14 protein-coding genes and 1 pseudogene are annotated in these 17997 nt (G+C 61.7%); 6 read left to right on the top strand and 9 right to left on the bottom strand.

The annotated features are described in order from the left end of the window. The first annotated feature begins 269 nt into the window (after window positions 1-269). Complete coding sequence (locus tag ACA047_RS19500) at window positions 270-539, top strand: hypothetical protein (protein ID WP_497352059.1); 270 nt, start codon at window positions 270-272, stop codon at window positions 537-539. A 9-nt stretch (window positions 540-548) separates the two neighbouring features. On the opposite strand, the gene ACA047_RS19495 is transcribed toward ACA047_RS19500, so the two are convergent. Beyond that, window positions 549-2468: an acyltransferase family protein gene (locus ACA047_RS19495; RefSeq protein ID WP_497352057.1), complete on the bottom strand. Its 1920-nt coding sequence runs from the start codon at window positions 2466-2468 to the stop codon at window positions 549-551. 248 nt (window positions 2469-2716) lie between these two features. Between ACA047_RS19495 and ACA047_RS19490 the strand changes: the two genes are divergently transcribed. The 4 genes from ACA047_RS19490 (at window position 2717) to ACA047_RS19475 (ending at window position 7149) form a co-directional block, all read left to right on the top strand. Beyond that, window positions 2717-3385: an ABC transporter ATP-binding protein gene (locus ACA047_RS19490; protein ID WP_497352055.1), complete on the top strand. Its 669-nt coding sequence runs from the start codon at window positions 2717-2719 to the stop codon at window positions 3383-3385. Beyond that, the gene (locus ACA047_RS19485; RefSeq protein ID WP_497352053.1) at window positions 3385-5853 is read left to right on the top strand and encodes an ABC transporter permease; all 2469 of its coding nucleotides are present in this window, start codon (window positions 3385-3387) and stop codon (window positions 5851-5853) included. The genes ACA047_RS19490 and ACA047_RS19485 overlap by 1 nt, the downstream gene beginning before the upstream one ends. Then, complete coding sequence (locus ACA047_RS19480) at window positions 5843-6910, top strand: lipocalin-like domain-containing protein (protein WP_497352051.1); 1068 nt, start codon at window positions 5843-5845, stop codon at window positions 6908-6910. The genes ACA047_RS19485 and ACA047_RS19480 overlap by 11 nt, the downstream gene beginning before the upstream one ends. A gap of 65 nt (window positions 6911-6975) precedes the next feature. Then, the gene (locus ACA047_RS19475) at window positions 6976-7149 is read left to right on the top strand and encodes a hypothetical protein (protein ID WP_497352049.1); all 174 of its coding nucleotides are present in this window, start codon (window positions 6976-6978) and stop codon (window positions 7147-7149) included. 522 nt (window positions 7150-7671) lie between these two features. Here ACA047_RS19475 and ACA047_RS19470 read toward each other — a convergent pair. The 7 genes and pseudogenes from ACA047_RS19470 to ACA047_RS19440 form a co-directional block, all read right to left on the bottom strand. Further along, window positions 7672-8190: an Hcp family type VI secretion system effector gene (locus ACA047_RS19470; RefSeq protein ID WP_497352047.1), complete on the bottom strand. Its 519-nt coding sequence runs from the start codon at window positions 8188-8190 to the stop codon at window positions 7672-7674. Window positions 8191-8487: 297 nt separating this feature from the next. Beyond that, complete coding sequence (gene hglS, locus ACA047_RS19465; RefSeq protein ID WP_497352045.1) at window positions 8488-9864, bottom strand: 2-oxoadipate dioxygenase/decarboxylase HglS; 1377 nt, start codon at window positions 9862-9864, stop codon at window positions 8488-8490. Between the two features lie 87 nt (window positions 9865-9951). Beyond that, window positions 9952-11172: a glycolate oxidase subunit GlcF gene (gene glcF, locus ACA047_RS19460; RefSeq protein WP_497352043.1), complete on the bottom strand. Its 1221-nt coding sequence runs from the start codon at window positions 11170-11172 to the stop codon at window positions 9952-9954. Between the two features lies 1 nt (window position 11173). After that, complete coding sequence (gene glcE / locus ACA047_RS19455; RefSeq protein ID WP_497352041.1) at window positions 11174-12232, bottom strand: glycolate oxidase subunit GlcE; 1059 nt, start codon at window positions 12230-12232, stop codon at window positions 11174-11176. Continuing rightward, the gene (gene glcD / locus ACA047_RS19450) at window positions 12232-13731 is read right to left on the bottom strand and encodes a glycolate oxidase subunit GlcD (protein ID WP_497352039.1); all 1500 of its coding nucleotides are present in this window, start codon (window positions 13729-13731) and stop codon (window positions 12232-12234) included. The genes glcE and glcD overlap by 1 nt, the downstream gene beginning before the upstream one ends. Before the next feature lie 82 nt (window positions 13732-13813). Further along, complete coding sequence (locus ACA047_RS19445) at window positions 13814-14743, bottom strand: alpha/beta fold hydrolase (protein ID WP_497352037.1); 930 nt, start codon at window positions 14741-14743, stop codon at window positions 13814-13816. 15 nt (window positions 14744-14758) lie between these two features. Beyond that, window positions 14759-14928: pseudogene (locus ACA047_RS19440) on the bottom strand (flavin-containing monooxygenase); the annotation flags it as partial. 338 nt (window positions 14929-15266) lie between these two features. Between ACA047_RS19440 and ACA047_RS19435 the strand changes: the two are divergent. Then, the gene (locus tag ACA047_RS19435) at window positions 15267-16505 is read left to right on the top strand and encodes a M20/M25/M40 family metallo-hydrolase (RefSeq protein WP_497352035.1); all 1239 of its coding nucleotides are present in this window, start codon (window positions 15267-15269) and stop codon (window positions 16503-16505) included. A 93-nt stretch (window positions 16506-16598) separates the two neighbouring features. On the opposite strand, the gene ACA047_RS19430 is transcribed toward ACA047_RS19435, so the two are convergent. After that, entirely contained in the window at window positions 16599-17933 is a 1335-nt protein-coding gene (locus ACA047_RS19430) for a substrate-binding domain-containing protein (RefSeq protein WP_497352033.1), read from the bottom strand. Window positions 17934-17997: the final 64 nt, after the last annotated feature.

The raw sequence follows: 17997 nt of genomic DNA, 5'->3' as shown, positions 1-17997 counted from the left end.
GCAGCTTCAAAAAAACGTGTCAGCAAACTGACAGTTGTCATTGTTTCCAAAACTCGACTCGACTGGGCCTTTTGATATCAAGTCATTGACAGACTTGGATAAGTGCCGTTTTTAAAGGGCTATGGCGGGGTTTAAATATACGATGAACGGTATTTATCCATAGATTTTTACGTTTTTGATGCGTCAAATGTGTCATTTTCGGGGTAACTTTTTTTTGACGCGTTGGCCGTTCGTCCCCCTTTTCTGCGCCTTGGAAACCTATTGTCAGTTTGCGCAAACAAACCTCTCTCCAACGCCGCTATACCGTCGAAAGGCATGACCCGATACGTCAAGGAATTGCCGTTGGTGCTGTCCCGGGGGAGTACGACCCGGCTGGAATCGAAGCGATTTATGGCAAGTCTTCAAGCCAGTCGACCGAAGACGCCTTCACCTTCAACCACCGTTTTAATGTGCGGCTAGGCGTGACGCCCGAATGGAAATACATCGGTCTGAAGCGCATTGCCATGCTGGCGCAGGCCGAGAGGGCGCAGGGGCGGTAATGAGGCCTTCTACTTCGCCGTAGCGATTGGCCCGGGTTGCGCAGGGTCGTGCAATAGCGAAACGCCCTGATTGCGCAACGTGTAGCCAATGAAGCGTGAGCCCACATCATTCAAGTGCGCGTCATCCCGGTACAGCAACTGTCCGTCAATGATCGGGCTGCACAGGCCTGCCGGGCATATCACTTGATTGGGATCGATAAAGCGCACCTGGGTTAACCTGGCCCGTATTCCCGCCCAGTAAGGCGCGGTGATATCCAGCGGGGCCGAGCATGGGCGAACGATGCCGAACATCAAGCGGCGCACGGGACAAGTCGCGGCCTTGGCGATGTTCTGGTTGCTGAGAATCACGATGACCTGGCCGCTGTTGTCCGCCACCCGCTTGATGCTCGCTTCGACCTTATCCCCGGCCGCCGCATCCTTGGGCCAGGCCCCGGCCAGCACAACGTAAGCGTAGTGGTTCTGCTCGATCAGCCCCAACACCCGTTTGTTGCGCTCCACACAATGGGCGGCGTACACCGTCGACATCCCGGTGGTGTAGCCGAAGATCGGCGGACAGGCATCCAGGGTGTAGTCCATCAGCGTGATGCCATTGGGTTGGGCCAGAATGTCGACCATCCCGGTGAAGTGATTGGCGAACGAATCCCCGACCATAATGCCGTCAAGCTGCTCTTTGCGCGCGCCGAGGTGGCAATCCGGATTGGGCTCGGTACCGTACCGTGCATTGGGCATGTGGCAGCCGTTGCGAAGCTTGTTCGGTTCCACCAGGGTCATTGCCTCAAGCGTCGACACTTCAGGCGCAAAGCGCTGGGGGAAACCGTTCAATTGCAGGCTCAGCGCCGCCAGCACGCCCAAGCCAAGGGTCGGGAGCATGAAGCGACGGGTCAGCACGTGCGAAAACCGCAACTGCGCCCCGTTTCGTCGAAAAGGGATCTCGACATAACGCCAGGACCACCAGGACAGCGATGTCGCCACCACCACCAGCCATAGCCCCACGGCAAGCGTAATCTCGATGCCCAGATAATTCAGGTAGGCGATCAATGGCCAGTGCCATAAGTAAAGGGAGTAAGAAATCAGGCCGATGAACACCATGGGGCGGTTGGTCAACAGACGGGAGCGAGAGTGACTGCTGCCGGCCAGGATCAGCAGCGCCGCACCCAGGCAAGGTATCAAGGCGTTGAGGCCGGGGAAGGGTGCGCTCGGATTCAGGGCAAACAAGGACCAGCCGATCAATCCATAGCCGAGCAGTGCACAGCGCTGGGATGCCTTCTTGCCGAGCCAGTGTGGCTGATAAAGATAGATGCCCAGCGCGCCACCCAGCATCAGCTCGAAAAAGCGCGTGGGCAGCAGGTAATAGGAGGCCGTGGCAAAGACGTTGGTGGCGTATTCGGAAACACCCACGGCCGCCACGATGCCGACACCCAGCACGGGCAATACATAACGCGGCGCCAGGCGATAAAGCAGCACGAGCAGCAGCGGCCAGATCACGTAGAACTGCTCTTCAATACCCAATGACCAGGTATGGAGCAGCGGGGCTTCGCTGGCGTCCGAGGCGAAATAGTTTCCGTACTTCACCCAAATGTAAATATTCGAGAGTCCCAGCAGCGAGAACAGCGCGCTGACGTTGAGCCGGGTCAGGTCGGCCGGAGAAAGGATGAAGGCCCCGGCGACCACGCTCGCCAGCAACACGGTCGCCAAGGCGGGAATGATGCGGTTGATGCGACGTTGATAAAAACGTTTCAGCGAAAAGGTGTGGTGCTTGATCTCGGCATACACCTGGGACGTGATGAGAAACCCCGAGATGACAAAGAAAATATCGACGCCAACGAACCCGCCTGGCAGCAGGCTGGCGTTGAGGTGATGGATGAGCACAGCGACTACCGCAATGGACCGGAGCCCATCGATATCGGGGCGATACTGGGTTTGAGACATGTCGGTGATCACCTTGAAGGGGGAGCAATACATGTTCGTCATAATAATGACGATCTCGCCGACATCATGTTAACGGCTTGTTCTTCTCGTTGATTAATAGCTGTAAATTGACTATGCGCAAGGCGGGCGCGCCAACAAGACATGGCGTGCGACGAAAGGTGTGAATCGTTCGCGCAGGCTCATTCCTCGCTCGGTCGGTCACCCAACTCCGCTATCCTGAGCGGCACGTTTATCCATCGAGCCTCTTCATGCTTGAAGTCCGCGACGTTTTTAAAAGCTATGCCACGCCTCAGGGCCCGTTGCCGGTGCTGCAAGGCGTCGACCTGACGCTGCCCCCCGGCAGCAGCCTGGCGCTGATGGGGGAGTCCGGCAGTGGCAAAAGCACATTGCTGCACCTGGTCGCCGGGCTGGACAAGGTCGATGGCGGCAGCATCCGCTGTGGCGAATATCGGCTCGATGGCATGAGTGAAAGCCAACTGGCGAACTGGCGACGTACGGAAATCGGCTTGGTGTTCCAACAGTTCAACCTCATCAGCAGCTTGCCGGTGGAAGACAACCTGGCGTTCCAGGCGCGGCTGTGCGGTCGTTATGACCCTGCCTGGCAGGCCCATCTGGTGCAACGGCTCGGGCTTTCGGACCTGCTGCGACGGTATCCCGAGCAGCTTTCCGGCGGGCAGCAGCAACGGGTGGCGCTGGGGCGGGCGCTGGCCTCGCGACCGCCCTTGTTGTTGGCCGACGAACCCACCGGCAGTCTCGACGAAGCCACCAGCGACGAAGTGTTGCAACTGTTGCTGGAACTGCTGGACGGCAGCTCCACCAGCCTGCTGATGGTGACCCACAGTCCCCGAGTAGCGGCCCGCCTGGCCCATCGCGTGGTGTTGCAGCGCGGGCGTCTGGCCCAGATGGCACAGGGGTGATGATTTTTCGCCAGACGCTCAAGGCGCTGCTCAGTCATTGGCGCCAGCACCCGGTGCAGTTTTTCAGCGTATTGACCGGGCTCTGGCTCGCCACCAGCCTGCTCACCGGCGTGCAGGCGCTCAACAGTCAGGCTCGGGACAGCTACGCCCGGGCCAGTCAGCTTCTGGGCGGCGAACCTCAGGCCAGCCTCAGTGCCCCCGGTGGCGGCACCTTCCCTCAGCAATGGTTTGTCGATCTGCGTCGTCAGGGTTGGCCGGTGTCGCCGGTGTTGCAGGCCCGGGTGATGCTCAAGGGGCACGAAGACCAGCGCTTGCAACTGATGGGCGTCGACCCGGTGTCGCTGCCTCCCGGTGCAGCGTTGGCGGGGCAGGTGCGTGAGATGAGCGAGGTGGTGGAGTTTTTCACTGACCCCGGCCGCACCTGGATCGCCCCGCAAACCTTGCAAGCCTTGGGGCTGGGCGAGGGCGACCGGCCCCAGACGGTCGATGGGCAACCACTGCCACCCCTGCATACTCAGATGGACATGGCGCCGGGCGTGCTATTGACGGACATCGGTTTTGCCCAGCAGGTGCTCGGGCTGCCTGACCAGCTGTCGCGGTTGTTGCTGCCCGCCACCTTCACCGCGGCCTTGCCGGAGGCGTTCAACGGTCAGCTGCAATTGAAACGCGCCGATGAAGAAAACAACCTGTCGCGCCTGACCGAAAGTTTTCACCTGAATCTTGATGCACTGGGGTTTTTATCTTTCGTGGTGGGGCTGTTCATTGTCCACGCCGCCATCGGCCTGGCCCTGGAACAACGCCGCGGTCTGCTGCGAACCTTGCGCGCCTGTGGCGTCAGTGCGCGGGTGTTGATCACCAGCTTGGCCTTTGAGCTGGGCGCGCTGGCCTTGCTGGGCGGGATCGCCGGGGTGCTCAGCGGCTATTGGCTGGCGAGCCTGTTATTGCCCGATGTCGCGGCGAGCCTGCGGGGTTTGTACGGCGCCGAAGTGGCCGGGCATTTAAACCTCAGCCCGGCGTGGTGGCTCAGCGGTGTCGGCCTGAGCCTGCTTGGCGCGCTGCTCGCCGGGGCCGACAGCTTGCTGCGGGCGGCGCGTCTGCCCTTGCTGGCGCTGGCCAATCCCCAGGCCTGGCATCAGGCCCATGCACGATGGCTGCGGCGTCAGGGTTGGGTGGCGACATTGGCTGCGTTGATCGCTGCGTCGGCGTTGATTTGGGGCGACAGCCTGGCCAGCGGTTTTGTCTTGATGACGGCGTTGTTGCTGGGTGCGGCGCTGGCCTTGCCGGTGTTGCTCAACAGCGCGCTGAACCTGCTGTTGCGCCGCAGTCGCTCGGTGCTCGGGCAATGGTTTCTCGCCGATTGCCGCCAGCAATTGCCGACATTGAGCCTGGCGCTGATGGCGTTGCTGCTGGCGCTGGCGGCAAATATTGGCGCCGGCAGCATGACCGCAGGTTTTCGCCAGACCTTCAGTGACTGGCTCGAACAACGACTGACCGCCGAACTGTACATCACCCCGCAAACCCCGGCCCAGGCGGTCGAGTTGCACGCCTGGCTCCGGCAACAACCAGCGGTTACTGCCATAGTCCCCATCTGGCAGGTATCGATCCCGTTGCAAGGCTGGCCGACGGATATCCACGGCATCATCGATCACCCTACCTATCGCCAGCATTGGCCGTTGCTGGAATCGGCCAGCGACAAACCCTGGGAGCAACTGGCTAGCGCCGACACGCTGATGCTCAGCGAACAACTGGCCCGACGCCTCAAGGTCAATGTTGGCGATCAGTTGGCCGTCCCGACGCCACAGGGGCCGTGGACACCGCGCATCGTTGGGGTCTATGCCGACTACGGCAATCCCAAGGGCCATGTGCTGGTCAACGCCGACCACTTGCTGGCGCACTGGCCGCAATTGACGCCGTATCGTTTCAACCTGCGGATCGAACCGTCCGCCATCGCGCCGATGCTGACGGCGTTGCAAAGCCGATTCAATCTGGATGACAGCCGCATCGTCGATCAGGGCCGGCTCAAAGGCTGGTCGACCCAGGTGTTCGAGCGCACGTTTGCCGCCACAGCGGCCCTCAACAGCCTGACGCTGGCCGTGGCCGGGGTGGCGTTGTTCATCAGCCTGCTGACCCAAAGCCAGAGTCGCCTCGGCCAGTTGGCGCCGCTGTGGGCATTGGGGGTGACGCGGCGGCAGTTGATGTTGCTCAACCTCGGTCAGACCTGGCTGCTGGCGCTGTTGACCCTGGTGCTGGCCTTGCCGTTGGGCATCGCCCTGGCCTGGTGCCTGGACGCGGTGATCAATGTGCAGGCCTTCGGTTGGCGCCTGCCGTTGCGGGTATTCCCGCTGCAGTTGGCGCAATTGCTGGCCCTGGCGATGCTCGCCACGCTGCTGGCGTCGGCCTGGCCGCTGTACGCGTTGTACCGCACGCAGCCGGCGGATTTGCTGAGGACCTTTGCCCATGAAGATTAGAGTCGGCCTGATGCTGCTGGCGTTGCTCAGCGGTTGTGATAAACCGCCGCCGCAAAAAGGCTTTGCCGGCCTTGGCGACCAGGCCGTCGCCTTCACACCGGTGGTGCCGGGGCGGGTGTTCAGCTTTCCCGCCGATCACGGCATCCATGAGGGGTTTCGCATCGAGTGGTGGTACGTCACGGCTAATCTCAAGGACGCCGAGGGCCGTGATTTTGGCGTGCAATGGACGTTGTTTCGCAGTGCCTTGAACGCCGCCCCCCAGGCTATCGGCTGGCACAACCAGACGATTTGGCTCGGTCATGCCGCGGTCACCTCCGCCACCGTCCATCACGCTGCCGAGCGCTACGCACGGGGCGGGGTGGGGCAGGCCGGCGTGCAAGCGATGCCTTTCGACGCCTGGATCGACGACTGGCGGTTCGGCACTCAAGCTTCAGGGGGCGATCCGTTGGCGGATATGCAGCTCAAGGCCAGGGACTCACACTTCAGCTATGCGTTGCGGCTCACTTCGACCCGTCCGCTGGTGTTGCAGGGGGATAAAGGCTTCAGCCAGAAATCCGCAGAGGGCCAGGCATCGTATTACTACAGCCAGCCGTTCTTCCAGGCCAGCGGCCATCTGGAGATCGATGGCCGGCGGTACTCGGTCAGCGGCCCGGCCTGGCTTGATCGCGAATGGAGCAGCCAGCCCCTGAGTGCAAACCAGACCGGGTGGGACTGGTTCTCCTTGCACCTGGACAGTGGGGAACACGTGATGCTCTACCGCATGCGCCACAAGGACGGCGCGCCGTACCTCACGGGCACCTGGATCGATGCCCAAGGCCAGGCGCAAGCCTTGCACGCCGGGGAGATCAGCCTCGTGCCACTGGACACCGCCACGGTTGCCGGGCGTTCGATGCCGGTGCGCTGGTCGATCAAAATCCCCGGCAAGCAGCTCGACATCATCACCCACGCCCTGAACCCCAACGCCTGGATGAACTTGCGCATTCCCTATTGGGAAGGGCCGGTGCAACTGAACGGCAGCCACGGCGGCAACGGCTACCTGGAGATGACTGGCTACTGAGAGTCGCCGGAACTCCCCGCGAGCGTCAGCCCTCATACCTTATGAATGCCTCGCAGGAGTCCGCCATGAAGCACCGCCCCGATCAAGCGCCGCAAAACCCCGACGACCCAGCCTTGCCCGGCGAGGTGGAGCGCGACAACAACGCCCTGCGCCCCAACGACCCAGCCAAGCGCAAACAGCAGCAGGGTGACCCTGAGGCGGGAGAGACCGATGCGCAGAAAACCGGACGGCGTGGCTGATGTCAGCCATACCCACTGGTATTTAAAAGAGTTATTACTCTAATTTGCCGACCCATGTTACATGACGCGGCTGACAGTTTTTGTACTGTTTTGTTTTATTTGTATAATTATTTGTATAAATATTTTCATGTATGAAAGTTTGTCTAGGCCCGTGGAAGGGCCCTGGCTCCGGTTCGGTCGCGCGGCGGCCATTCGTTTTCAGAGTTGCTTCGCAAGCCAATGGATGCGGGCGTTCTTCGCCACCGTCCCGATTCATAAACGCCATGTAGTTGTACGAGTATGTAAGTGTTAAGTCACCGCTAATAACTACGACCAAAGATTAATAATTATTTAATTGGATAGGCGGACACCGTCTGTAAGTTGCACTATTATTGCTCCCGTTCGCCCAGTGTCAGGCTCTTTACCAGTGCAGGGAATGCCGAGGCCGTCGCACTGGGCGAACACCTCTGTGGATCAATAACTACCCATTGTTTTCATGCATCGGCCAGCAGAGCTGACCGACGCATGAACGGCTGTCCCGACTTAACCGGCGACTGGCGAACGCCAGTCATCGGAGCCCGAAGTACCGCTGACTTCGTGCGTCCAGGTGATCTTGCGGTAGGTGAAGTGCACATCTTCCAAGTGGGTGAAGTGCGCGTTCGCCGGGTCCTGGCAGTTGAGCATGTAGTCCTTCATATCGACGATGATCGCGTCCTCCAGTGTGGTGGTGTAGTAGTGCTCCTGGGTGCCGGCTGCCGAAGTGCGATACCACTGGATTTCAACTTTGGTCAGGCGTTCACCGCAGGTCAGGGCTGCCAGTAGCAGTGGCGAGGCCTTGTCGAATACCTTGGTGATGATCAGGGGTTTGTGCACGCGCTGGCCGGTTGGCTGGCCGGACTGAGGGTCGCGCGGGATGATCACCTGGTGCTCGAAGCCTTGCACCATGACCTGGTCTTCATGACCTTCCTGATAGGTGTTGCCCACCGAGTCGGCGGTAAACGCGCCGGCAGTGATCAGACCTTGTTTGGTGCCTTCGATGGACATATACGCGGGGGTAGCCAATGGATGCTCTCCTTCCTGGATAATTAAAGGCCTGGGACGGGGAATCGTCCCGAGGTGACCTTATCGTTATCAAGAGCTGTGCCATTCTAGTAAAAACGTTATATATCAATTAGTTAATTGATATTTTTACAGGTCGTTGCTGCAAATAGAGAGAATGCGCACAAGGGGTTGCGCAGTGTCTCTGATCCCTTTGCGCACTGGTCAGGCGCCGCGGCCCGTGGACAGCGCGGCTTGATGGGGAGACGTTGCGGCAAGTCTATTGCGCAATTTCTTGCCGATTCGGCCTACGGATTGCCCCTACGTGCCCAACGCAGCCGTGCATTCATCGATGGAGCGCTGTTGCGTTTCGACATACAGCTGCAGCTCATCAATCGTCGCTCGCCCCAGCGCCTCTTCAAAGGCCTGGCGATTGGACTGCCCGGCATAATGACTCTGGGCGGCATCGCCGAGGTTGGACTGGAAGATGCCGGCGGCGCTGACAGGCAGGAAATCTTCGTACACCAAGGGTTCGGCACGCAGGTATTGCTGCTCCAGCAGGCGTTCCAGCGAGGCCGGTTGCGCGATTGTGCCCTTGGCGGCGAGGCCCTTTTGGGTGACGAAATAGCGGAAATACGCCAGTGATTGTCGGCGCAGCTCATCGTGGCTATCAGGGAATTGGGAGAAGTGTTCGGCCATCAGCCTGTTGTAGCGCTCGGCGTTGGCTTCGTTGGGAAACTCTCCCAAGGCATCCCGCGCGGCGTTCAGCAATTGGTCGTACAGCGCGCGGCCCTTGGGCGTAAGGGCCGCGCCCCGTTGCTCGATTTCACCGAAGCGGGCGCTGTGGCTGCCTTGGGATTGTGCTTGGTCGGTGAACGCGACAGGCTCGTCGAGCGCCTTGAAGCTGGTCTGGCGCAGCAGGATGGGGCAACGGCGGCGGGGCGGGCCTTCAATCACGGCTTTGGGGGTGATGCCGTGCACGGGCATTTGGGCCTGGACGATGTCGATGTCCAGGGTGCGCGGCGTCAGGTGATTGATGTGTGGGCCCTTGAAAGCCACCACGTCTGCGATCAGGCGATGCTGGGCGCTCAGCTGGCGGTACTGCTCGGCCGTGACGGTGGCACTGTGGTGCCAGCGAAAGGTCTCCAGGGCTTGTTGGACGAAGTCTTCGGCTTGTGGCTCGTTCAACCCGCCCTGGCGTTCGGCGAGGTCGATGAGCTGAAGGGCGGAGGGGGTGAAGATCTGCCGTTTATCCAGCACCGACTCGGCAAAGGCTCGAAGTTCGTCGCTCTCGATCAGCTCCAGGCGCAGCAGCGAGGTGAACACCCGGAACGGGCTGACCTGCAGAGCGGTTTCATGCACGGCGCGGAACGCCGTGGAATGCACCGGCACCCCGGCTGGCGTGAGGTCGTAGTAGCCCACCGGCTGCATGCCCATGACCACAAACAGGCGGCCCAGGGTTGCCAACTCTGTGGCGGTGCCGACGCGGATCGCACCGTGACGCTCCAGGTCCAGGCGCTGAAGTTCGCCAGTGCTGCGCAGGTGTTCGGCCAGTGGCCGATCTTCTGCCAGCACCTGGGCGTTGGTCTGCTCCACCAGCTTCATCAGTGCGCCGTACAGCGGCACCTCGTCGCGGTACATGTCGGACATCGCTCTGGAGAAGCGTTGGCGGATCAGGTCGGGGCTGACGAAGCGCATGGTAAGAGTTCCTGGTTCGGGCTGCGGAAAGTTGAACGAAAGATCGCAGCCTTCGCAGGTGCCGACAAACGAAGAATCTTCAGGACTTCATTCTGCCAGGGACTGATCCACCAGCTCGATCCAGTGCTGCACGGACGTGCGACCGGCGCCGTTGAGGTGGTTCTGGCAGCCGATGTTGGCGGTGACGATCAACTCCGGCTGGCCGCTTTCCAGCGCATTGAGGCGGTTGTCCCGCAGTTGTCGCGCCAGGGTCGGCTGGGTCAGCGAATAGGTGCCGGCCGAGCCACAACACAAATGGCTGTCGGGCACCTCGGTAAGGTTGAAACCCAGCCGCGTCAGCAAGGCTTCGACGCTGCCGCCGAGTTTCTGCGCGTGCTGCAAGGTGCAGGGGCAATGGACGGCAATGCGCTGATTCTTGGCTGCGCAGATCTGTTCCAGCGGCTCGCTGCCCAGCACTTGCACCAGGTCCAGCGCGCGTTCGCTCACCTGTTCCGCCTTGGCGGCGTAGGCCGGATCCTGTTCCAGCAGGTGCCCGTAATCCTTGATGAATGCGCCACAGCCGCTGGCAGTCTGGACGATGGCTTCGGCGCCATTGTTCAGGTGCGGCCACCAGGCGTCGATGTTGCGTCGGGCACGGTCCAGCCCGGTCGACTGGGCGTCGAGGTGATAGTCCAGGGCGCCGCAGCAACCGGCCGCATCGCTGGGAATGACGCTGATGCCGAGGCGGTCCAGCACTCGAGCTGCAGCGGCATTGGTGTTGGGTGAAAGGCCCGGTTGTACGCAGCCTTCGAGCATCAGTACGGTGCGAGCATGACGAGCTGCCGGGCGCTCGCTGCGCGGTGCTGAGGTTCGCGGCAACTTGGCGTTCAGGTTCGCCGGCAGCAGCGGATGGAACACGGCCCCCAGGCGCAGCAGCACCTTGAATCGCTCGGGGCTGGCGGCCAGGCTCCGTAGGCCGAGGCGCAGCGCCCGCTGGCCGACCGGGCGTGGCACGGCTTCATCGACCACCGCCCGGCCGATGTCCAGCAGGTTGTGATAATCCACCCCGGACGGGCAGGTGGTTTCGCAGTTGCGACACGACAGGCAACGATCCAGGTGCAGTTGGGTGCTGGCCGTCGCAGGCTGGCCTTCGAGTACCTGCTTGATCAGGTAGATGCGCCCCCGCGGGCCATCCAGTTCATCGCCCAGCAATTGGTAGGTGGGGCAGGTGGCATTGCAAAAGCCGCAATGCACGCAGCTGCGCAGGATCCGTTCGGCTTCTTCGGCGCGGGGCAGGTGGCTGGCTTTTTCGCTGAAACGGGTTTGCATGCTAAAACTCCGGGTACATGCGGCCGGGGTTAAACAGCCCCAGAGGATCGAGCTGGGCCTTGAGTTGACGGTGGTAGCGCAGCAGCGCCGCGGCCAGCGGCTGGAAAGGTGTGTCGGTTGCGCCGTGACAGTAGCAGGTGGCATGACCACCCACTTCATGGGCCAGGGTTTGCACGGTGTCGGCGTCGGTTTTCAACCAGCGTTGCGCGCCGCCCCAATCGATCAGTTGCGCGCCGGGCAGGTCGAGCGGGCCGGTGTGAGTGGGCAGCGACAGGCGCCACAGGGGCAAGCCTTCATCGAAGAACCCCAGGCGATGTTCATTCAGCGCCGTCCAATATTGATCGTCGATCACTTCGCCGCCGAAACGCTGGTGGGCGGCGCTGACCGAGCCTTCGCCGCCTTCCAGGCGCAGATGCAAGCAGTCGCCGTCATGGCTGGCCGCGCTGATGGGCAAGGGTTGCCGGCCCCATTCGGCGAGTTTCTCCAAGGCCTCGGCGCTGTCGATTTCCAGGCGAATACTCAGGCTGTGACGGGGCTTTGGCAATACTTTCAAGGAGACTTCGGTGATCACCCCCAGGCAACCGAAACTGCCGGCCAGCAGGCGCGACAGGTCGTAACCGGCGACGTTTTTCATCACTTCGCCGCCGAAACGCAGCAGCGTGCCGTGGCCGCTGATCAGGCGCGTACCCAGAACGAAGTCACGCACCGAACCAGCCCAGGGACGACGCGGGCCCGACAGCCCGGCGGCAACCATGCCGCCCACCGTGGCGTCGTCGCCGAACGCTGGCGGCTCGCATGGCAGGCGCTGCCCGGCGGCGTTCAGGGCCGCGAGTAATTCACGCAGCGGGGTGCCGGCACGGGCGGTGACGACCAGTTCGGTGGGGTCATAGTGGACGATGCCGCGATGCACGCGGGTATCCAGCACCTCGCCAGCTACTTCGCGCCCCAGGAAGGCCTTGCTGTTGGCGCCCTGGATGCGCAGCGGTGTGGCGTCGGCCCGGGCGCGATTGACCTGTTCCAGCAGCAGGTCGCTGGCGTCGCGGTCGACTTCGCCGATCATCAGAAACGCTCCAGTTCAGGAAACGGCAACTGCCCGCCATGAATGTGCATCGCACCGAACTCGGCGCAGCGGTGCAGGGTGGGGATGTTCTTGCCGGGGTTGAGCAGGCCTTGGGGGTCGAACGCTGCTTTTACCGCGTGAAACAGGTTCAGTTCGTCGCTGTTGAACTGGGTGCACATCTGATTGATTTTCTCTCGGCCAACGCCGTGCTCGCCGGTGATGCTGCCGCCCACCTGGACGCACAGTTCGAGGATCTTGCCGCCCAGGCTTTCAGCGCGCTCCAGTTCGCCGGGTTGATTGGCGTCGAACAGGATCAGCGGGTGCATATTGCCGTCGCCTGCGTGAAACACGTTGGCGACCCGCAGGCCATGCTCGGCGCCGAGGCTGGCGATGCGCTGCAATACCTCGGGCAAGGCGCGCCGGGGAATGGTGCCGTCCATGCAGTAATAGTCCGGCGCCAGGCGGCCCACCGCCGGGAATGCGTTCTTGCGTCCGGCCCAGAACCGCAGGCGCTCGGCCTCGTCCCGAGCCTGGCGTACCTCGGTAGCACCGGCCAGTTGCAGCACCTGGCGGACCCGTTCGCAATCGTCATGGACATCGGCTTCGACCCCGTCCAGTTCGCACAGCAGAATCGCTTCGGCATCCACTGGGTAGCCAGCGTGGATGAAATCCTCGGCGGCGCGGATCGCCAGGTTGTCCATCATTTCCAGGCCGCCAGGAATGATGCCGGCGGCGATGATGTTGGCCACGGCCCGGCCGGCCTTGTCCACCGAATCGAAACTGGCCAACAGCACGCTGGCGACCTGGGGCCGGGGCAACAGTTTTACCGTCACCTCGGTGATCACCCCCAACAAGCCTTCGGAGCCGGTGAACAGCGCCAGCAGGTCCAGGCCCGGCGAGTCCAGGGCCTCGCTGCCCAGGGTCAGGCGTTCGCCTTCGATGGTGAGTATTTCCAGCTTCAACAGGTTGTGCACCGTCAGGCCATATTTGAGGCAATGCACGCCCCCGGCGTTTTCCGCGACATTGCCGCCGATGGAACAGGCGATCTGCGAGGAAGGATCGGGCGCGTAGTACAGGCCGAACGGTGCCGCCGCTTGGGAGATCGCCAGGTTGCGCACGCCGGGCTGAAGGCGTGCGGTGCGGGCGTTGGGGTCGATGTGCAGGATCTGGTTGAAGCGCGCCATCACCAGTAGCACGCCGCTTTCCAGGGGCAGGGCGCCACCGGACAAACCGGTCCCGGCGCCCCTGGCCACCACCGGCACGTTCTGCCCGTGGCACAGCTTGAGCAGCGCCTGTACCTGCTCGACTCGCCGTGGCAACACCACCAGCATGGGCGTGGTGCGATAGGCCGACAGCCCGTCGCATTCGTAAGGCTTGAGGTCTTCCTCGCGATGCAGGATTTCCAGGTCTGGAATGTGCGCTTGCAAGGCCTTGAGCAGCGCCTGTTTGTCCACCTTCGGCAAGGGGCCGTCGAGGTGTTCGTCGTAGAGGATGTTCATGGGGCAAACCTCTGAAGATACTGAGTCGTGGCGAGGGAGCAAGCTCCCTCGCCACGGATTCATTTCATTCCTTGCCTCACAGTCATTGCTCCAGCCCCTTGAGGAATTCGCGATACAACGCTGCGGTTTTCCCCGGTTTTTCAACCATGGGCATGTGACCGACCCCCTCCCAGATTTCCACCCGCAAATCCGTGATGCCCTTGCTCCACACCGGCACGCTGCTGACGTCAATCAGCCGGTCTTTGCGGCCCCAGAGCAATAACGATGGGGCGCGAATATCCGCCAGGCGTGGCTCCATCGGTGGGCTGGCGCGAAAGTCCACGAAGATCTCCGCCAGTTCCTCCCGACGCTGTTCGTAGCGCTCGGCCAATGCCGCCAGCACGACGCTCGGCACCCAGGGCGGCGAGGCCATCGTCATCGCGTAAAACGGCGCGAAATCATCCCGCGAATGCACCAAAAACGGGTTATGGCCGGCCGCCAGGTGGCGTTCCATGTCGCTGGGTTGGGGCGCGGTGACGCCGGCCGGGTCGATCAGTGCCAGGGTCAGTATCCGCTCCGGCGAAGTGGCCGCCAGCCAGGCCGCGAGGTAACCGCCCATGGAGTTGCCGATCACATGGACCTTGTCCAGGCCGCAGGCGTCGAGCAACTCGATCACGCGCCGGGCCTGGGTCGGGATGTCATAACCGCCACCCGCCTTGAAGCCGGTTTCGCCATGGCCGGCGAGGTCGGGAACCACCACCCGGTAGTCACCGACAAAATGCCGGGCAAAGCGCAGCCAGAGGTTTTTGTCGGCGCTGTAGCCGTGCAGCATCAGTATGCTGCCGGACGCCTCATAAGGCCCGCCTTGCCAGGTGGACACGGTCATCTCACTGATGGGCACCGTGATTTTGTGCAACCGGTAGAGGCGCGCCTCCAGGGCCATGCTCATGTCGTACAGCACATGGCCGATGCCTGGATACGTCAGCCAGCTCCAGGCGATAAACACGGCGAGGACCACCCACAACACCAGCATGTTTTACCTCCAGGGTCAGGACAGAATGTGATCGGCCAGCCTGAACCGACGGGTCAGGTAGTGATAAGTGAAGCTGAAACCCGGGAACATCGCGTGACATGGCCGCTTTTGCTTTGATACCAGCTGTGACAGCCGCCGGACTTCCATACGGTGTGTTGCATTTCCCGGTGGATCATTTCGGCGTAGCGGTGCAGTTCCTCCTGCTTGGCGAACATCCGGTTCCAGTCTCTGCGGTGGTTATTTGCCGATCCTCTGTGTGAGGTATAGCCAAAATCCAAAGAGAACCTGTGTTTGAAAGGGAATAAATACCCTTTCATCGAGTACTGGTTATTTGATGCTGCCCTGATGGACTGCCAGCAACCCATCCCGGCACCCTGGGTCGGCAAAAACGCGAGTTGCTGGCCGTGAGTCGTACCGACAGCCTGACCGGGTTGCTCAACCATGGCGCCTGCGATCTAGAGCCTTGGATCATTGTCAGGTAGGGTGCCAAGGCACTCTCTCGATACGGAACAAGGATGAAGTCATGACGAATACCGCTCTTCGCTCCCGTCTGGCCGTCAGTCTCGGCCTGAGTCTGGCCCTCGGTGCCTTCGCGCCCGTTGCTTTCGCAGAGCCCCACCAGCAGGTCCTGGCCGATTCCGAGCAGTACAAGGGCGAGGCCCTGAAACTGCTCGAACGGCTGGTCAATATCGACTCCGGCTCCGGGTATGTGCCGGGCCTGACCCAGGTCGGTGACATTGCCATCGATGAATTGAAGCAGCTGGGTGCCACCATCGAGCAGGTGCCCAACTCGGACGGCAGCCAGCATATCCTGGCGACCCTCAAGGGCACCGGTAAGGCGAAAATCCTGCTGATGGCCCACATGGACACGGTGTTCAAGGAAGGCTCGGCGGCTGAACGTCCATTCCATATCAAGGACGGACGGGCCTACGGGCCGGGCGTGATGGACGACAAGGGCGGCATCGTCGCTGGGATCTATGCGTTGAAAGTTCTCAAAAACCTGGATTTCAAGAACTACGCGCAGATTACCTTCCTGCTCGACGCCAGCGAAGAAACCGGTTCGGACGTGGCCACCGACCTGATCAAGAAAACCGCCAAGGCCCATGATGTGACCCTCAACCTTGAACCGGGACGCCCAGCCGACGGCCTGGTGGTGTGGCGCAAGGGCAGTGCCACGGCGCTGGTGGAGGTCAAGGGCAAGGCAGCCCACGCCGGTGTTGCGCCGGAACTGGGGCGCAATGCGGCGATGGAAGCGGCGCATCAGATTTTGCAACTGGGCAAACTTGGCGACGCAGAAAAGAAAACCACCATCAACTTCACCGTGCTCAAGGCTGGTGACCGGACCAACGTGATCCCCGATCAGGCCATCGCCAAGGCCGATGTGCGGGCGGCGGTACCGGAAGAGTTCGACCGCATCGAAAAAGACCTGGCCCGGGTGTCGAAGGACAAGCTGATCGCCGACACTGAAGTCACCACCAGCCTGCAACGGGGCTTGCCGCCGATGCCGCAAACGGCGGAATCGGATCGATTGATGGCCATGGCCCAAGGCATCTACGGCGAGCTGGGGCGCAAACTCACCGAAGAAGGCAGCGGCGGCGCGGCGGATGCCAGCCTGTCGGCCGGGGTCGGCACGCCGACGCTGGACGGCTTCGGCATCGTCGGCGGCAACATCCATACCCCTGAGGAATATGCCGAAGTAGAGAGCGTGGTCCCGCGGATTTATCTGCTGTCGCGGATGATCATGGAGCTCGCTGGGCGGTAATAGCAGCTCAGTACCAAACCCTGTGGCGAGGGGATAAATCCCCTCGCCACGGAAAGTTGTGCTGTGCCGCTTGAGCACATGCTTGCATGCGCCTTAATAAACCCAAACCTCCACCCGCCGATTCCTGACCCTTCCTTCATCCTCACTGTTGGCAGCCACTGGCATCAGGGCGCCGAACCCGCGCACTTCCCGCAGCACCACGCCGTTCTTGACCAGTTCACGCCGTACCGCCATGGCCCGTAACTTGGACAAAAGGTCTGCTCGCGCCGGATCGTCCTTGACGTCGCCAAAGCCTACCAGCGTCACGCGCCGGTCGGTTTTGCCGTGCTGCTTTATGTAGTCGAGCACGCGGCTCAGGTCCTGATGGGCCTTGTTGTCGAGGTTGGCGCTGCCTTCTTCGAAACGGAAATTCACCGACAAGCGTTGGGCATGGCGGCTCAGGGACTGATAACCCTCGGGCATCAGCGCATTTGGCGTGACGGTCATGGCCTGGACGGTTTGTGCGATAAACCCGTTGGCCGCGACGATGGCCTGGCCCTTGCCGCTTTGGGTGAATTCAATCAGCGCCTCGGCCCACGGATTTCTTTCCAGGGGTGGCAAATAAAAGAACAACCGGCGGGACAAGGGGTAATCCTCGGTGGCGATCAGGTTGTTCAACGGCAACATGGGTTGGGAATCGCCGTCGACGATAGCCAAGGCCTTGGCCTGGCGCACGTAGGGCAAACCGATGAAACCGATGCCTTGGGGGTCCTGGCTGACGGCGTCGGACAACTGTTCGCTGGATTCAAAGCGCCGGGCTGTAGGATCCAGCCGTTTCCCTTGTCGGTTGAGCACCAATTCCTTGAAGGTATCGTAGGTGCCGGACTGCTCATCCCTGGCATAGAGATGAATCGGCCCGCCAACGCTGCCCACTGCTTCCCAGGTTTTCGCCTCGCCGCTGAATATCTTGGCCAGTTTTGCGGTATCGATCTGACGCAACGGGTTCTGCGGATGAAGAATAATCGCCAGGCCATCGATGGCGATGACTTGCTCGGCCTCGGGACTTTTCAGATCACCCAGAGCTATCAATTCCTTCAGTTCGCTGTCCTTGATCGGCCGGGAGGAGGCGGCCATGTCGGCATTGGCCTGCTTGAGGGCGGCGAACCCGGTGCTCGATCCGTGGGCCGCAATGTCGATTTGCACCCGCCGGCCGTCGGCGGTTTGCCCGACGATCCGCTGCTCATTGTCCTGGCCGGTGATTTCGGCGCGCACCTTGAGCAACCCCTGGTCTTCCATCAGCCCCCTGACCAAGGCCGGCCCCAGTGTTGCGCCGATGGTGTTGGAGCCTTGAAGGCGCAGGGCAGGGCCTTGTTCGGGAACCGGCAAACCGCTGGCCGATGCCGCGAACGGCAACCAGAGGCCCACGAAAAAACCAATCCACAGCCGCATGCCGGCACCTTCTAAGCCCAAGGAAGTGCCGGAAGATTAAGTCAGTCAGGTTACTGAAACATGA

This window comes from Pseudomonas sp. LBUM1664, assembly GCF_059695895.1.
This window is presented reverse-complemented; position numbering and strand designations above follow the sequence as displayed.